Below are 15,448 nucleotides of genomic sequence, written 5' to 3'. Positions count from 1 at the left end.
TGGGGACAGGTGATAAGTGACACGTAACTGACGTGCCTCTAATGTGTTGCCTGTTTCCTGCCGCCCGCTACTCGTCACCTGTCACCAATCACCTGCTACCTGTTCCCAACCACCACATCATGTCCAAAAAGCCAGCTTTGCTCGTGGTCGACGACGACCCGCAGGTACTTGCCGCCATCGACCGCGACTTGCGGCAGGAGTTCCGGCAGGATTACCGCATTCTGCGCGCTGGCTCGGGGGCAGAGGGGCTCGAGGCCATGCGCCAGCTGAAAGCCCGCGCCGAGCCGCTGGCCCTGGTACTCTCCGATCAGCGCATGCCCGATATGGAGGGGGTGCAGCTGCTTGAGCAGGCGCGTACGCTGTTTCCGGAGGCCAAGCGCGTGCTGCTCACGGCCTACGCCGATACCGAAGCGGCCATTCGGGCTATCAACGAGGCGCACCTCGATTACTACTTAATGAAGCCCTGGGACCCACCCCAGCACCTGCTGTACCCCACGCTGCACGATTTGCTGGCCACGTGGCAGGCGCAGTACCAGCCCCGCTTTCAGGGTGTGCGGCTGCTGGGCTTTCAGTGGTCGCCGCAGTCGCACGAGCTGAAGGACTTTCTGGCGGCCTACATGATAGCGTTTCAGTGGCTCGATTTCGAAGCCAACCCCGAGGCCGACGTGCTGCTCAGTTCCCTAGGCCTAACGCCCAGCGACTTGCCCGTGACGGTGTTCGAAGACGGCACCGCACTGGCGCAGCCCACCCGCACCGCCATTGCCGAAAAGCTGGGCTTGGCCCTGAAAGCCTCGCAGCCGCTTTACGATGTAGTGGTGGTGGGCGCCGGGCCCTCGGGCCTAGGTGCCGCGGTGTACGGCGCCTCCGAGGGGCTGAAAACCTTACTGATCGAACGGCAGACGCCCGGCGGACAGGCCGGCACCTCCTCGCGCATCGAAAACTACCTAGGCTTCCCGACGGGCTTAAGCGGGGCCGAACTGGCCCACCGCGCCTGGGCGCAGGCCGTACGCCTGGGAGCCGAGTTTTTGTCGCCGCAGGAGGTAACGCAGCTGTGCGTGCAGGACGAGTACAAGGTGCTTACCCTGGCCGATGGCAGCGAGGTGCGCACCCGCGCCGTGGTGCTAACCACCGGCGTAAGCTACCGCCAACTGGCCGTGCCCGGCATGGAGCGGCTCACCGGCGCGGGCGTGTACTACGGCGCGGCCCGCACCGAGGCGCGCTCGTGCAGCCAGCAAGATGTGTACGTGGTGGGCGGCGGCAACTCGGCGGGCCAAGCAGCTATGTACCTGGCTGCGTTTGCGCGCAAGGTGTACATTGTCATTCGCGGGGCTTCGTTGGCGGCTTCGATGTCGGCGTACCTCATCGAGCAAATCGGCCGCACACCCAACATCGAGCTGCTGCCCTACACCGAAATACGGGAAGTGCGCGGCGACGACCGGCTCGAAACCGTGGTGCTCCGCCACAACCAAACCGGTGCCGAGCAGGAGTGCCCCGCCCGGGCTGTGTTTGTGTTCATCGGGGCCAAGCCCAGCACCGAGTGGCTGTGCAATGCCCTGCTCTGCGACGGCAAAGGTTTTGTAATCACGGGCCGCGACTTACTGGCCGATGCCCGGTTTGCGCCCATCTGGAAAAAGCGCCGCGAGCCGTACGCCCTGGAAACCTCCGTGCCGGGCATTTTCGCGGCCGGCGACAGCCGCGCCGGCGCCATGGCCCGCGTAGCCTCGGCGGTGGGCGAGGGGGCCATGGCCATCAAGTTTGTGCACCAGTACCTCGACGAATAAGCTCAACAGTGTAGCGCTGGTTAAATAAATTTTGTGTCTGTTGCTGAGCTTGTTACATGTTAAAGACGAGTAATGCAGTATTAAATATTGCTTAATCCAAAAAATATATTAACAAAACAGTGTATTCGATGGTATAGAACAACTGCACGCCAAGCCCCACGCCGCATGTGCGGGCACGGTGCAGAACCCATGAAACAGCTCTTCTCTCTCCTTCATACAACTTTATTGCTCCACCGCAGCCTGTTGGCCGGTGCCGTAATGTGCCTGTTGGCCGGCTGCGATTTAATCGAGTTCAGCCCCAACGAAACCCGAACCCCCGAGGCCTTTCGCAACCTCACCCAGAAAAACCTAGAGCGCCTGCAGGCCCAGCCCAACCCCACCGGCGGCGATACGCTACGCTTTGTGTTCACGGGCGATTCGCAGCGCTTTTACTCCGAGGCCGAAGACTTTGTGAAGAGCGTAAACCAGCAGCGCAACATTGCTTTTGTGGTGCTGGCCGGCGACGTATCGGACTTTGGTTTGGTGCGCGAGCTGCGCTGGGTGCACGATAAGCTGCAGCACCTGCGCATGCCTTACCTCACGGTGGTGGGCAACCACGATTTGGTGGCCAACGGCAGCGGGGCGTACCAGCAAGTATACGGCCCGCTCAACTACACCTTTACCTACGCCGGTACCAAGTTTGTGATGGTGGATACCAACGGCCGCGAGTACGGTTTCAACGGTCGCGTGCCCGATGTGGGCTGGGTGCAGCGCGAACTGCGCGAGCCCGCCCCCGACGTAAAGCGCCAAATTGTGATGAGCCACGTGGCGCCCATGAGCGAAGATTTCGACCCGAAGTTGGTTGACTCTTACGTGCAAACCCTAGGTGCCGCGCCGCGCCTGGCCTTCGAGCTGAACGGTCACAACCACGATTTCAGCATCGGCAAGCCCTTCGACAACGACGTGACGTTTATCAACTCGTACAGCTTCGAAAAGCGCCAGTACGTGGTGCTCACGGTGTGGGGCGAGAAGGAGTTCAAGCTCGAAAAGGTACAGTTCTGATGCGTAGCCTGTTCCTGCTTCCGTTGCTGGCGGCGCTGCTGCCGGCTCCTGCACGCGCCGCGCACCTAGGCGCCGCCGTGCCCGATACCACGGCCGCCGCTGCGCCGGCTGCCGACGAGCCCGCCGCGCCGCTGGGCCTTGTTGCCCAACCCTGGTACCGCCCGCACCACGTGCTGGTGCAAGCCGCCGGCGGGCAAGGCATGGTAGCCGCCGGCGTAGGCTACACCACCTTGCGCGGCAAGCTCGAGGTGGACGTGCTGGCGGGCTACGTGCCCAAAAAATACAGCATCACGCCCATGGGCGTGTTCACGGGCAAGGCCACGTTCTCGCCCTTCGCCCTCGACCTAGGCGAAACCAAATGGCAGGTACGGCCGCTGTCGGTGGGCATGTTCGTGACCCACACGGCCAGCAACGGCATGGTCGAGTCGCGCGACGAAAAGTATTACAAAGGGTACTACTGGTGGTCGGCGCGCACGCGCATCGGCGGCTTTGTGGGCGGCAGGGTGGCGCGCGTAATCGGCAGCAACCGCTTTGGGCAGCCGCGCACCGTAGCCGCTTACTACGAGCTGGGCACCAACGACCTGTACCTCACCAGCGCCATGACCAACCTAGGCGGCTTGCCCCTGCACGACATCCTGACCCTAGGTTTCGGGGTGAAGCTGGACTTGTAGCAACCAGCCGCTACGCCGGGTTTTCGGCGGTGCCTTGGCGCTGGGCGGCCGCGTAGGCGTTGCGGGCATTGGCCAGCAGGCGCATAATGGTTGTGCGCTGGCGCAAGATGCCTTCGGCCACCGGGCGCTGCTCCCGAAACAGCCGCAGCAAACGTAGGCGTTGCAGGCGCAGGGTCAGGCGGTTCCAATAGTGCAGGGCGTAAAAACCCGTAACGGGCAAGCTAAGCGCGTACAGCGCCGTCAGCCAATTGTTGTCGGTGAGGCGGTGCACCAGCCAGGTTTGCAGCGGGTACATCAGGCCGAAGGTGAGCATGCCCGTAACCAGCATAATCGGCGCAATAAACTCTACATCCTTGGTAGCGCGACGCGCCACCATCGAGGGAATAATGTAGGGCAGATAATTGTTGAAGGCGCCGTAGGCATACACCGGAAAGCCCAACACCACTTTGAGCGTGGTAAGCACGCCCCGCTCGAGGCGGCCGCGCCCGGCGCCGCTGCGCTGCAGGGCCTCGTCGCTGAGGCGCAGGCGGCGCAGCGCCTGGCTGTAATCGGTTACGCGGCGGTGCAGCTCCTGCAGGCGGTCGGGCGAGTGGTCCTCAAACCAAGCCACGGCCTGCAGCAGCGTGCGCGTCAGCTGAAACTCCTCGTAGGGGCTGCCTTCGTTGTGCGCGGGCACGAGGTAGCGGCCAAAGGTTTCCTCCACCCGGCGCACCAGCGCGTCCTCGGCATCGTCGCGGGTTACCACCAAGTGCTGCTCCAGGCGGCGGCGCAGCTCGTCGGTAAGAGCCTCGGCGGCGGCTTCGGGGTCGTGGTGGTATTGCGCGGCGTAATCGGCAACGGCAATGGGCGCCGCTGGGTTGATGAGCACATCGGAGCGGAAGCGGCTCGACTCGGAGTAGTTGATGCCGATGGGCAGGATGCGCAGCCCCAGCTTGAAGTCGTGGCGCGCCTCGGCACCTAGGGCAATGCGGGCCGCGCCGGTTTTGAGCGGGCGCAGCCGGCGCTCGGCAACGCTGGTGCCCTCCGGAAAAATCATGAGCGTGCCGCCGCGCCCTAGGTGGTCGTAGCTGCGGCCGAAGGCTTTTTCGTTGAGGGCGGCCAGCTGCTCGGGCGTAACGTTGGCGTCGCCGGTTTCCACATCTTGCCGGCGGTACACGGGTATGCAGTTGGAGCGCTCAAAAAACCACCGCGACACCGGGTTATGAAAAAACGTGCTTTTGGCCAGAAAGAAGATTTGCCGGCGCCGGTTGGCGGCCACCACCAAGGGGTCCATGAGGGTGTTGGGGTGGTTGGCGGCGATGAGCAGCGGCCCGGGCTCCTGCAAGCGCTCGGCGTTGCGAATTTCGAGGCGGCGGAAAAACACGCGCAGCGCGAGCTGCACGGGCGGCTTCATCAGGGCGTAAAAAAGCATATTGGGTAGGAGGGCGGCCGGTGGCAAGCGGGGGCGCAATTGCCCATACTGGCCAAAATCAGTCATATTTAACGAATCCATTTGGCTTCCGGCAGCAACCGGGCCAGTAATCGATGTTTATGCGCGTGTTTTTGTTGGCGGCCGCCCTGGTTTTGCTAGGTGCCGGCTCGCTCCGGGCCCAAACCGAGGCCGCCGTGCTGGCCAAAGCCGAGCAGCTCATCGGCCAGAAAAAGTACGAATCGGCCTACCGCGCCCTCGAGGAGTTCGACCCCAAAAACACCCACGTGGCCGTGGTGCTGAAGAAGGAGGACATAGCCCTGAACTACTACCTGCTCAGCGTGAACCTGGAGGTATTCGGGCTGCGCGACCTGAAAGCCAACGAGCAGGTAGCGCAGCTGCGCGGCAAGCCCGGCAAGTACGGTAGTTACCAACTGCCGGTAGCCCAGGTGCTGGCGGCCCTTAAGCGCCGCCACCCTTCCGATTACCGCCTCGACCTAGGGCTGGGCCATTATTACTACACCTTGCAGCAGTGCGGCTGCGGCAAACAGCGCTTCAGCGACGAAGAATTGTTGCAAAAGGCCCAACAGTACTACACCGCGGCCCACAGCCACGACCAGGAGGATTATGAGTCGCGGTTTGCCACGGGCTTTATGCTGATGCGCAAGCAACAACTGGCCGCCGCCGTGCCCGAGCTGGAGCGCTCCGTGGCCCTGAACGCGGAGTACCCCAACGCACACTACAACCTGGCCTACGCCTATGCGGCCCTCGAGCGGCCCGCCGAGGCCTTGCCGCACGCCAAGCAAGCCGCCGCGCTCTACGCGTTGCAGCCCTACAAAGGCGAGGCGCAAAGCATGGTGGAGGCCCTGGAGAAGCACCTACAAGGCGGCCCGGCCCTAAACCTGCTCGGCACCCGCAACGCTGACGGTAGCCAACCTGCCGGTGCCTACGCAGCCCTGCGCGAGCAAGTAGCTGCCGCCGTAGCCCGCAAAGCCAGCAATGCCAAAGAGCTAACCCTGAAGTTGTTTCAGCTCGACCCCGAAAACGACGGCATGTACGCCGACCTGATGGACATTTACCAGGCCAACAACCAGTTTCCGGCCATGGAGGTGTTTTTTCGGGAGCAATTGCCCACCGCGCCGCAAACCCCCACGGCGCAGGGCATGCTGCACTTTTACGTAGCCGTCCTGAACATGCAGCTGGGCCGCCCGGCCGCCGCGTACCCGCACTTTCAGCAAGCCGATGCGCAGCTGCGCAAGGTGGCCAAGTCCGATAATCCGTTGTTCGATACCATCCGGCGCGGTTTGGCCGAGAGCAAGCCCCGCCGGTAGCGCTTACCACATGCCCTGGCTCAGCAAATCAACCGCAAAAAAGAAGCGGCCCGCCAAGGGCGGGCCGTTTGCATAGGTGAGTGAATGGTTAGAGGTGTGTCGAAGGAAAATTTGGTGGCGCGAAATTGCGCATTCATTTGATTATTTAAGGCAGTGCGTCCTAGGTGTCAGCCATTAGCGCCAGATGTTGGCCACACGGCGCGGCACCGAGCGCAGCACGTTCAGCCAAGTGCGCGGTGCGTACCAGGGCTGGCGCACGTACACCAGCCCCCCAAGTACATCGGCACTCATCTTCAACTCGATGGGGGCGGCTTCCGACACATCTGCTATGGTTACCTCGCGGCGCACGTAGCCTACTGCCGAAATTTGCAGCACGCGGGCACCGGCGGGTACATTCAGCCGAAACCTTCCCTCCATATCCGTCGAAACTCCTACCAGCGTGCCCTTAACCAACACGGTTACGCCGGGCATAGGTTCACCGGTTGCAGCGTCGAGTATTTGGCCGGTAACTGAAGTGCTGATAACCGCGCCGGGGCTTACCATACCTAGGGCAATTACCTGTGGAACCGGCACGGGCGCCGGTAGCTGGCCAGGCCTGGGGAGGTGCGTTGGCGCGGTTTGTCCCTGCGCCGCCGGGGCACCTAGGGCGCGTAGCCCAAGCAAGGCCCCGGCCGCCAGCAGCCACGTGTGCCAGCGCGCGGCCGTCTTAGGTACCAGCAACGGCCGCTGCAGCTGATCGGCCCGAAAGCGGCCGCACACGCGCCGGCCGGCAGCCTGGCGCAGCAGGGCCAGCACTTCGGCGTCGGTTTTGTGGGTGAAATCGGTGACGGTGTGTTGGCAGGCGGCGCAATGGCGGCCGTGCGCGGTGGGCGTCATGGCTTCCCACGCCTCGGCGCACGGGCGCGGCACCTCCACTTGTGTAGTTGTACGGGGCATAAAATCAGGGAGTAGGGGTTAGCGGCTGCCGTACACTTCTTTGGTGGGCGCAAGGCCAGCGGCGGCCTCCATCATCCGGATGCACTCGGCACGGTAACCGTCATCGTCGCGGCCGCGGGCCGGGCGGGCCAGCTGCAGAGTGTTTTCCCAGGTGGCGTTGCCGCGCCGCTCGCTTTGGCGCAGCAGCAGGCTCATTTGGGCCACGGCTGCCGCCCAACGCAGGTTTTCGGAGCCTTCGGTTATGCTCTTGGCATCGGCTGCACCTAGGGCCTGGCTTACCAAGCGGCTCTGCTGGCCCTGGGGCTCTTTGTAGCGCATCTTCACGGTGAGCAGCTCGGTAGCAGCCGCGCCGGTGGGGGCTTGGGCTACGGGCTGGTACTTCAGGCCATCTACCACGGGCGGCGCGCCTACGGGTACTACCTCGTACAAGGCCGTTACCTGTTGGCCAGCACCCAGTTCGCCGGCGTCCTTTTTGTCGTTGTTAAAGTCCTCGTCGGCTAGCAGGCGGTTTTCGTAGCCGATGAGGCGGTAGGACTGCACGCGGGCGGGGTTGAACTCGACCTGCAGCTTCACGTCTTTGGCCAGCGTAAACAAGGTGCCGCCAAACTGCTGCACCAGCACGCGGCGGCCCTCGGCCAGATTATCGATGTAGGCGTAGTTGCCGTTGCCTTTGTCGGCGAGCCGCTCCATTTTGCTGTCTTGCAAATTGCCGGTGCCAAAGCCCAGCACCGACAAGAACACACCCGATTCGCGCTCTTGCTTTATGAGGTGCTCCATCGCATCGTCCGACGATTCGCCCACGTTGAAGTCGCCGTCGGTGGCCAAAATCACGCGGTTGTTGCCTTCTTTCAGGTAGTGCTGCCGGGCCGTGGCGTAGGCCAGGCGCAATCCTTCGCCGCCGGCCGTGGAGCCGCCTGCTTCGAGGTTATCCAGCGCTGCCACAATATCAGCCCGCTTGGTGCCGGGCGTGGGTGGTAGCACCAAACCCGCCGCGCCGGCATACACCACCATCGATACCTTGTCTTGCGGCCGCAGCTCGCGCACCAATTGCTTCAGCGAGGCCTTCACGAGCGGCAGCTTATCAGGCGACGACATCGAGCCCGACACATCAATCAGGAACACCAGATTGGCGGGCGGCAGCTTATCGGTGGGCACGGTGCGCGCCTGCATGCCCACGAGCACCAGCTGGTGTTGCGGGGCCCACGGGCAGCGGGCTTGCTCCAGCGTTAGGGCGCAGGGGGCGCTGGCATCGGTAGGCTGCGGGTAGTTGTAACGGAAATAGTTTACCAGTTCCTCGGTGCGCACGGCATCGGGCGGAGGCAGCTGGCCATCTTGCAGCAAAAAGCGGCGCACGTTGCTGTACGAGGCCGCGTCCACATCGATGCTGAACGTGCTCAGCGGCGCTTTGCGTACTTGCTGGAAGCCGTTTTCGGTGGTGTGCTCGTTCGATTCGCGGTTTTCGCGCGGGCGTCGGGCTTGGTCGTACGGGTAGTAGCTAGGAGTTGAGGCATGTGAACGCCTGGCTTTGCCGACAGCTCCCCGTATCTGAACTCCGGCAACTCGCCCCGAAAGGGCGCCCGTTACTACCACTTCGTTCAACGCTTTGGTGTCGGCCGAAAGGCCCACAGCTACCGTTTGCCCCGGCCGCACCGGCATTTCTTGGGTAACATAGCCTACGCTGCTGATCTGCAGTATGTGCTTGCCCTTGGCCGTGGGCAGTACGAGCCGAAAGGCCCCTTTGGCATCGGTACTGACGCCGGTGGTAGTGCCCTTCAGGAGCACGGTAGCTCCCGGTATGCCCACACCCGTGCTAACGTCGGTTACGAGCCCTCTGATGGCAAGCGAATCGGAAATGGGGTTGATGGGCTCGGCTTTGAGTTTTACCTGAGCCGTGGTCGGGTTGGCAGCGCCTAGGTATAGGGCGGCACCTAGGAGGCCGCAGAATAGAACGGTGCGCATGGCGGTGAGTGGTTAGCGGTGGCGTTTGTTGGGTTGATGTAGCCTCGCCAGAAATTCCACACGACGCCCGCAACTTTTTTTGCCGCCGCCCAAAGCCGCTACCTTTAGCAACAGTCGTCCGCTTAGCCTTGCCGCATGTTTTTGTTTCGCCGCACCAAACCCCAGGAGCAGCCGCCTACCGAGGCCGAGCTGCTGGCGCGTTACCGCGCCCACGGCGATGTGCAAGACCTAGGCCGCCTCTACGAGCCCTACTTTCACTTGGTGTACGGCGTGTGCCTGCGCTACCTGCGCGACGAGGCCGACAGCAAGGACGCCGTGATGCAGATCTTCGAGAAGCTCGTGGTGGATTTGCGCCGCCACGAGGTGCAAAACCTCAGCAGCTGGCTGCACACCACCGCCCGCAACCATTGCCTGATGGAGCTGCGCCGGCGCAAAGCCACGCCCGAAGCCGTCGAAATTTCGTTGCCCGGTGTGGAATCCGACGGGGCGGCGCATCTGCTTGATGCCGACGATGATTTCCCGACCGAAGAGCACCTGCAGCAGCTCGCGGTGGCCATGGCGCGGCTGCCCCCGGAGCAGCAACGCTGCCTCGATTTGTTTTACCGCCAGCAGCAGTCGTACCAAGAAATAGCCGACCTCACGGGCTTCGACCTCAAGCAAGTAAAAAGCCACCTGCAAAACGGCAAGCGCAACCTCAAACTCTACCTCGCCAGCCATGTCGCCCGCTAACCAGCAGCACCCAAACGCCCCCGCCGCCGCGCACGTGCCGGCTGCGGTGCTGCGCCAGTATGCGGCCGGCACCCTAGCGGCCGCCGAGCGCCGGCAGGTAGAGCAGCATACCCTGGCTTGCCCCCTGTGCGCCGATGCCCTCGAGGGCTACTTAGGCGCTGCGCCCCAGGCCATAGCCCCGGCTGCCTTGGCCGATTTGCAGCAGCGCCTGCACGCCCGCGTGGCTGCCGAAACCGCCGAGCCGCAACGCCATGGTGCCTGGTGGCTCAGCGTAGCCGCGGCCGTGTTGGCGCTGCTCGTAGCCCTAGGTGTGTGGCAGTGGCCCAACCTGCGGCAGCCGCCAATAGCCGGCACCCAAGCCCGGCAATCGGCCCCCGAAGCCGTGGCGCCGCCCGCGCCTGCTGCCGAAGCGGAAATGTTAGCCGCCACGCCAGCCGCACCCGAGCCGACCGATGCCGCCGCTGCGGCAAGCACCAAGCCTGCCACCGCCAAGCGCTCCGAGCCGGCCTACGCCGCTGCGCCTGCTAAACCGCGCCGGGCTACGCGCCTAGGTGTCGCCTCGCCGCCGCAGGTTGAGGCAGCCACTCCGCCTCCGGCCGCTATAGTTGCCGCCGAGCCGCAGGCCGACGCCCCCACCGTTGCTGCTGCGCCACTCGCCACGGTAGCCGATTCGGGTGATGCAGCCTTCGCCTTGCGCAGCCGGGCCGCCGCTGCCCCCGACAGCAAAATGATGCTGACCGAACAAAGCAAAGCCGCCGTAGCGTACGAGGGCGCCGTCCGCCGCAAAGCCACCATGCCCGCGGTACCGCCCGTAGCGCCGCTGCCCACGGGTGGTTACCCAGCCCTTACGCGCTACCTGCGGCAAGAGCAGCAGCTACCACCCGAAGCGCCCAAGGTGCGCGGCAGCGTAAAGCTGAAGTTCACCGTGGAGGCCGATGGCTCGCTGCAGAACATTCAGGTGGTGAAAGGGCTGAGCCCCGAAGCCGATGCGGAAGCCATTCGGTTGGTGTGCGAAGGCCCTGGCTGGCACCCCGGCATCGTAAATGGGCGCCGCACCAGCATGCCGGTGTTGCTGGAGGTGCCCTTTCGCGAGTAACCGCAGTTGTAGCGCGGAAATCCGTTGGCTACGCCGACCTTCGGTTCCGCGCTACATACCCACTCCCCACAAACAACCCGTGGGCCCTAGGTGCAGCTATGCACCTAGGGCCCACGGGCCTCTATAAGTTAAGCTGTTCTAGCCACTGTAACCGCCGCCGCTTTCGGGGGCGGTGGCGCTGCCGCCCGGTACCACAGGGCGGGGCAGCTGCGGTTCGGCGTTAATGTCGACGCCGGAATAATCGGGCACGCCGCCCCCGTCGATGGTTTCGGTAGCGGCAGCCGAGCCGTGTTGGTTGGGCTGCCAGCGGTGCATCACCTCGAACGTGATTTTGGCCGTGATGCGGTACTCCACGATCTTGTTGTCCTGTACTTTGCAGCTCTGGTCTTTGATGTAAATTGATTTGATGCCCTTTACGGTGGTGCTGGCCTCGGTAAGGGCGCGCTGCAGGGCATCCTCGAAGCTTTTGTCGGACGACGCCAGCACTTCGATAACTTTTTTGATGGTGCTCATAACCGATGAGAATTTAGGTGAACGGCAAGCGGCGCCCAGCCGCACGGCCAGGCACGAGGTACTACGCAGCCACTGCTCAAAAAGCTGCTATCCCAAGCGCACGCACCGCTCAACCCCCGGTTTAGCACCGGTAGTAAACCAGTTTACAACTATATAACGCCGAGCTAATTGTTAAGCTGATCGTAAACCTGTTTACTGCCGATAATTATCTGACGAACATGTGTTTAAATCAAGTATGGATACTATATATAGCTTGATACAGATAATCATTGGGTACTTATGAGAAGCTGTAACTGCGGCGCTGACGACCCTTAAAACACAAACCCCGCCTGCCGCCACTGCCTGAAGGGCAGCAGTCGGCAAGCGGGGCAGTACAACCAACTCTAGGTGCTAGCCGTGGCTTACTTCAGCGTGATGTTGCCGCGGATTTCGCCGTTGGGGTAGGTGCTCGAGTGCAGGTTTACGTAGGTGTTGCCGGCCATCAGGCTGGCCGCATCGGCCTCCGTTAGGGTAGCAGTGCCTCTGATGGGCGAGGTAGCTACGCTCGAGAAAGGCACGATTACGCCCCCGTTTTGGCCGGGAGGCGCTTGGTGAATGTGGCCGGCGGCCGGCGTGAAGCCTTGGTACGTAACGGTGTAGGTGAGCGTACGGGTGCTCTTGTCGTAGGTGCCCGTCATGGTGCCGGTAGCGGCCGAGTTGTTGGCCGGTACCTCTTGGCTGCCGTTTAGGGTAGCCGAGGCCTGCATGGTGGTGGGGGTGTTGTCGTCGTCGTTGGAGTCGTTGCAGGCAGCGGTAGCCATCAGGCCGGCCAGCAGGAGCATTGTAGAGAAACGCTTCATAGTTGGAGGTGTGAAGAGGGAAAAAACGAGAACGTGTTAAGCCAGATCGGTTTATTTGCGGAAGCCTTCTTTGGCACGTACCGTAAAGTTGCGGGCCATGTTGAAGCCGAAAAACAGGTCGCCTTTGAAAAAGTTGCCGCGCGTTTCGGTGATAAACTGCTTCTCAATCATGCCTTGCGAGTTGGTAACGTGCAGCTGAAACACGTGCCCGCCCGTCTCGATGTCGAAGCCCACGGCCAGCGAGTTGCGCAAATCGTAGGGCTTGGTGCTGGGCACCAGGTAGTAGTACTCCAGGTTCAGCGAGGTGCGCTTGGTCAGCTTCTGGCGGCCGCCCACACCTAGGGCGTACACGTCGTTGGGCTCGGTAGCCCGGGCCACCAGGTTGCGGTGCACCAGCGTGGGCATCACCTGAATCGACAAATCGGGGCTGAACTTGCGCGCAATCATCGCCTGGTAGGTGTAGGTGAGGCGGCGGGGCAGCGTGCGCTCCAGGTTGTCGGTAAAGCGCAGCGTGTTCAGGGCCGAGGTGGCCAGCAGAGTAACGGTTACGGGCATGGCGCGCGGACCGGTGCTCTGGCGCAGGGCCTTGTACTTCAAAAAGCCGTCGAAGGCCTTTTCCATCGAGCTGCGGCCGATGCCCACCGTCAAGCGGTCCGTCACGCCGTACTCAAAGCCCAGGCGCAGCGTGGCCTGGTCGAGCCCGAAGAAGTTGTAAGCGCCGCTGTTGAGAGCCCCAAAGCGGTGGCTGATGAGGAAGGCCAGCGTGCCCTGCCCGGGCGTTTGCACAGTGTGGCCGTTTATCAGGCGCAAGCCTTTAAATGTGGCCTCCACCAGCTCGGGCGCGGCGGGCTGGGGCGTTTGCTCCAGTTGGTTCAGGAGGTCGTCTTGGGCCAGGGCGGCGGTGGAGGCAGCAGCCCCCACCAGCAGCGTCGCGGCTACCCGACGACCTAGGCGAGTAAAAGGTAAATGCATAGGAGTGTGCGTTGACGTGGGGTGGGGGTTAGGGTTTGGCAGCCGATATCTGCGACACCGACTCGCAGGAGGCCACCAGCTTGATGCTCACGATGCGGGCAATGTTTTCGCGCACGAGCAAGGGTATCTCGATGCCGTAATCGGCCGGGGCTACGCTAAAAAAGGCGTGCACCAGCAGGTTGCCTTTTTGCAGCTCGAGCGCGCCTTGCACCTGCACGCGCTTGGTTACGCCGTGGATAAACAAGTCGCCTTCTACCTGCACTTGCTGCGACTGGCCTTTGGCCAGGGCGTCGCGGTCGAGGTTGTGGAGCTGGCCTTTGAACGTGGCTTTCGGGTACTTCTCCGATTCCATGTAGTTCTCGTTGAAGTGCTCCTGCATGAGGGTGCGCTTAAACTGAAACGACTTGATCGGGATGACGAAAGCCACCTGCCCGCTTTGCAAATCGATAAGCGCCGCGGATTGCTCCGAGCGGGCCTCAATGTCTTCCAGAATACTCGTGGAGAAGAAAGACACTGTGCCGGTGCGGGTTTGGTATTTGCCTTGGGCGCCTGCCTCGGGCGCGCACCAGAGCAGGGTTATCAGCAGCCAGCCACCGTACCGCCGCCAAAATGCGGTTGTTGGGAGGGCCGCCATCTAGTTATTCGGAGCGCCGGCGTTAACCCACTTCTGCAGCAAGGCCAAGTCGCACTCGGAGAGCTTGGCACCGCCCTGCGGCATTTGCGGATAGCCCGGGTCGTGGTTTACCACGTGCATCAGCAGGCCGCTGCGCGCGCGGGTTTGCAGCTCGTTGAAATCGTCCATGTTGAAGTTGCCCGAGCGCAGCGCCGACGCGTGGCACGAGCGGCAGTTGCGGTCGAGCAGCGGCGACACGTTGAGCGAATACGAAACTTGCTCGGGCGTGGTGCAGGGCACCTTGGGGCCGGCAAGTTCCTCCACGTTGTCGTAGGCGCAGCCCGTTAGGGCCATCATCAGGAGTAAAGCGTATCGGCGCATAAGCAACAGGAAAACCGCTGAGCGGCAGTGGTATGTAGAAAGGGGCAATGAGGCAGGGTAGTAAAAGCGCGCAGGCAGCTGGCAGGCGCTTGGGCAAGGCAGCCCGACAGCTGCGGGGTGGTAAGGCGCCACCTAGGGCCGCCCGCCAACGTGTGGGGGCTGGCCCTAGGTGGCAAAGCGCCCGGCGCTACACCTCCACGAAAAAGCGGCGGAAGTTGAGCGCAAAGCGCAGCCGCTCCAGCGCCAGCAGGTACGAGGGCGGCACCGGGCATTGCGGCCCGGTAAGCACCATGGCGGGCGGGCGCGGCAGGGCCGTAGCCCGCACGCCGGCACGCTGCAGGGCCGCCGCCAGTTGCTGCGGCGACACCTGCTCGGGCTGGTGCATTACCACCGCAATGCCTGCGGCTGGGTTGGCAGCGCAGCTCGTTACGCCGGGCACCTGCTCCAGCACGGCGGCCGGCTCGGCCGGGCCCGGCTGGTACTGCAGGCGCGTCACCGTTACGGGCGGCACGTAGTCGTGTAGGTTCGGGGTTTGCCAGTTGGCCCAGGCCAGCAACGCCAGCACGGGTGCCAGCGCTAGTGCCCAAACCAACAGGCGTTTGGATGCGGAATGACGCATGTACGGAAGCTCGGCAGTAGTCGGATTTAGCGGGGGCTTATTTTCCTACCACATCGCCGCGCATGGCGCCCAGCAGGCCCAGCAGCTGCTCCTGGTCGGCGGGCTTAATCTGCTGCGTGTTCATGGCTTTGGTAAGCTCAGCAGCCACGGCATCGAATTCGGCGTTCGTAATCTTCATGCCGATGTGCGCGGCCACCATGTTTTTGCCGCGGTACACCAACGGCCCGCCCGAAATTTGGCCCAGCTGGTCGATCAGGTTGTTGCGGAAAGCCAGGCGGCGGGCGTCGTTGCCGGCGCTAACATCGGCCAGAAAAGCGGTGTGGCTGCGCAGCAGCACCGAGTTGGGCGAGGCGCACTCGGCCACCACATTGGCCATAAAGTTGTCGACGAGCTTGCTGATGCCGTCGACCTTGCCCATGCGTTCGTACAGAGTGGGCTCGGGCGCTTTTTCCTGCTCGCCACACGCGGTAAGGCTGGTGCTTAGGGTAGCACCAAGCAGCAGCATGGCAACCAAACGGCAGGAAGAATAGTACTTTTTCAGCATAGAAAATTATTGTGT

The 15,448-nt window shown here is 62.9% G+C and carries 16 protein-coding genes; 6 read left to right on the top strand and 10 right to left on the bottom strand.

Annotation, left to right across the window (positions count from 1 at the left end; all coding sequences use genetic code 11):
• Positions 1-119: 119 nt before the first annotated feature.
• The 3 genes from D3Y59_RS13195 (at position 120) to D3Y59_RS13185 (ending at position 3,493) form a co-directional block, all read left to right on the top strand.
• On the top strand, positions 120-1,781 hold the full coding sequence (locus tag D3Y59_RS13195) for an FAD-dependent oxidoreductase (protein WP_119445473.1): 1,662 nt from the start codon (positions 120-122) through the stop codon (positions 1,779-1,781).
• A gap of 225 nt (positions 1,782-2,006) precedes the next feature.
• The gene (locus D3Y59_RS13190) at positions 2,007-2,822 is read left to right on the top strand and encodes a metallophosphoesterase family protein (RefSeq protein WP_240410366.1); all 816 of its coding nucleotides are present in this window, start codon (positions 2,007-2,009) and stop codon (positions 2,820-2,822) included.
• On the top strand, positions 2,822-3,493 hold the full coding sequence (locus tag D3Y59_RS13185; RefSeq protein WP_119445472.1) for a hypothetical protein: 672 nt from the start codon (positions 2,822-2,824) through the stop codon (positions 3,491-3,493). The genes D3Y59_RS13190 and D3Y59_RS13185 overlap by 1 nt, the downstream gene beginning before the upstream one ends.
• Before the next feature lie 10 nt (positions 3,494-3,503).
• On the opposite strand, the gene D3Y59_RS13180 is transcribed toward D3Y59_RS13185, so the two are convergent.
• Positions 3,504-4,904, bottom strand: a complete 1,401-nt coding sequence (locus D3Y59_RS13180) for a lysophospholipid acyltransferase family protein (RefSeq protein WP_162910778.1) — start codon at positions 4,902-4,904, stop codon at positions 3,504-3,506.
• Between the two features lie 119 nt (positions 4,905-5,023).
• On the opposite strand from D3Y59_RS13180, the gene D3Y59_RS13175 reads away from it, so the two are divergent.
• Complete coding sequence (locus D3Y59_RS13175) at positions 5,024-6,232, top strand: tetratricopeptide repeat protein (protein WP_162910777.1); 1,209 nt, start codon at positions 5,024-5,026, stop codon at positions 6,230-6,232.
• 174 nt (positions 6,233-6,406) lie between these two features.
• On the opposite strand, the gene D3Y59_RS13170 is transcribed toward D3Y59_RS13175, so the two are convergent.
• Complete coding sequence (locus tag D3Y59_RS13170; protein ID WP_119445469.1) at positions 6,407-7,168, bottom strand: carboxypeptidase-like regulatory domain-containing protein; 762 nt, start codon at positions 7,166-7,168, stop codon at positions 6,407-6,409.
• An 18-nt stretch (positions 7,169-7,186) separates the two neighbouring features.
• Positions 7,187-9,127: a vWA domain-containing protein gene (locus D3Y59_RS13165; RefSeq protein WP_119445468.1), complete on the bottom strand. Its 1,941-nt coding sequence runs from the start codon at positions 9,125-9,127 to the stop codon at positions 7,187-7,189.
• 135 nt (positions 9,128-9,262) lie between these two features.
• Between D3Y59_RS13165 and D3Y59_RS13160 the strand changes: the two genes are divergently transcribed.
• Complete coding sequence (locus D3Y59_RS13160; protein WP_119445467.1) at positions 9,263-9,856, top strand: RNA polymerase sigma factor; 594 nt, start codon at positions 9,263-9,265, stop codon at positions 9,854-9,856.
• Positions 9,843-10,952 (top strand): energy transducer TonB, encoded by a 1,110-nt coding sequence (locus D3Y59_RS13155; RefSeq protein WP_119445466.1) that lies wholly within the window; start codon positions 9,843-9,845, stop codon positions 10,950-10,952. The genes D3Y59_RS13160 and D3Y59_RS13155 overlap by 14 nt, the downstream gene beginning before the upstream one ends.
• A gap of 138 nt (positions 10,953-11,090) precedes the next feature.
• Here D3Y59_RS13155 and D3Y59_RS13150 read toward each other — a convergent pair whose 3' ends face one another.
• From D3Y59_RS13150 to D3Y59_RS13120, 7 genes are all read right to left on the bottom strand, one after another.
• Positions 11,091-11,465, bottom strand: coding sequence for a dodecin family protein (locus D3Y59_RS13150; RefSeq protein WP_119445465.1), 375 nt, complete (start codon positions 11,463-11,465; stop codon positions 11,091-11,093).
• Between the two features lie 401 nt (positions 11,466-11,866).
• Complete coding sequence (locus tag D3Y59_RS13145; RefSeq protein WP_119445464.1) at positions 11,867-12,304, bottom strand: CHRD domain-containing protein; 438 nt, start codon at positions 12,302-12,304, stop codon at positions 11,867-11,869.
• Positions 12,305-12,355: 51 nt separating this feature from the next.
• On the bottom strand, positions 12,356-13,276 hold the full coding sequence (locus tag D3Y59_RS13140; RefSeq protein ID WP_240410365.1) for a DUF5777 family beta-barrel protein: 921 nt from the start codon (positions 13,274-13,276) through the stop codon (positions 12,356-12,358).
• A 28-nt stretch (positions 13,277-13,304) separates the two neighbouring features.
• The gene (locus D3Y59_RS13135; RefSeq protein WP_240410364.1) at positions 13,305-13,790 is read right to left on the bottom strand and encodes a YceI family protein; all 486 of its coding nucleotides are present in this window, start codon (positions 13,788-13,790) and stop codon (positions 13,305-13,307) included.
• A 120-nt stretch (positions 13,791-13,910) separates the two neighbouring features.
• A complete protein-coding gene (locus D3Y59_RS13130; RefSeq protein ID WP_162910776.1) occupies positions 13,911-14,270 on the bottom strand; it encodes a heme-binding domain-containing protein in 360 nt (119 codons plus the stop codon).
• Positions 14,271-14,457: 187 nt separating this feature from the next.
• Positions 14,458-14,889, bottom strand: a complete 432-nt coding sequence (locus D3Y59_RS13125; protein ID WP_162910775.1) for a heavy-metal-associated domain-containing protein — start codon at positions 14,887-14,889, stop codon at positions 14,458-14,460.
• A 37-nt stretch (positions 14,890-14,926) separates the two neighbouring features.
• Positions 14,927-15,394 carry a group I truncated hemoglobin gene (locus D3Y59_RS13120; protein ID WP_162910774.1) on the bottom strand — a complete coding sequence of 156 codons (468 nt, stop codon included), beginning with the start codon at positions 15,392-15,394 and terminating at the stop codon, positions 14,927-14,929.
• Positions 15,395-15,448: the final 54 nt, after the last annotated feature.

Origin of the sequence: Hymenobacter oligotrophus (assembly GCF_003574965.1) — a bacterium.
Lineage (GTDB): Bacteria > Bacteroidota > Bacteroidia > Cytophagales > Hymenobacteraceae > Solirubrum > Solirubrum oligotrophum.
This window is presented reverse-complemented; position numbering and strand designations above follow the sequence as displayed.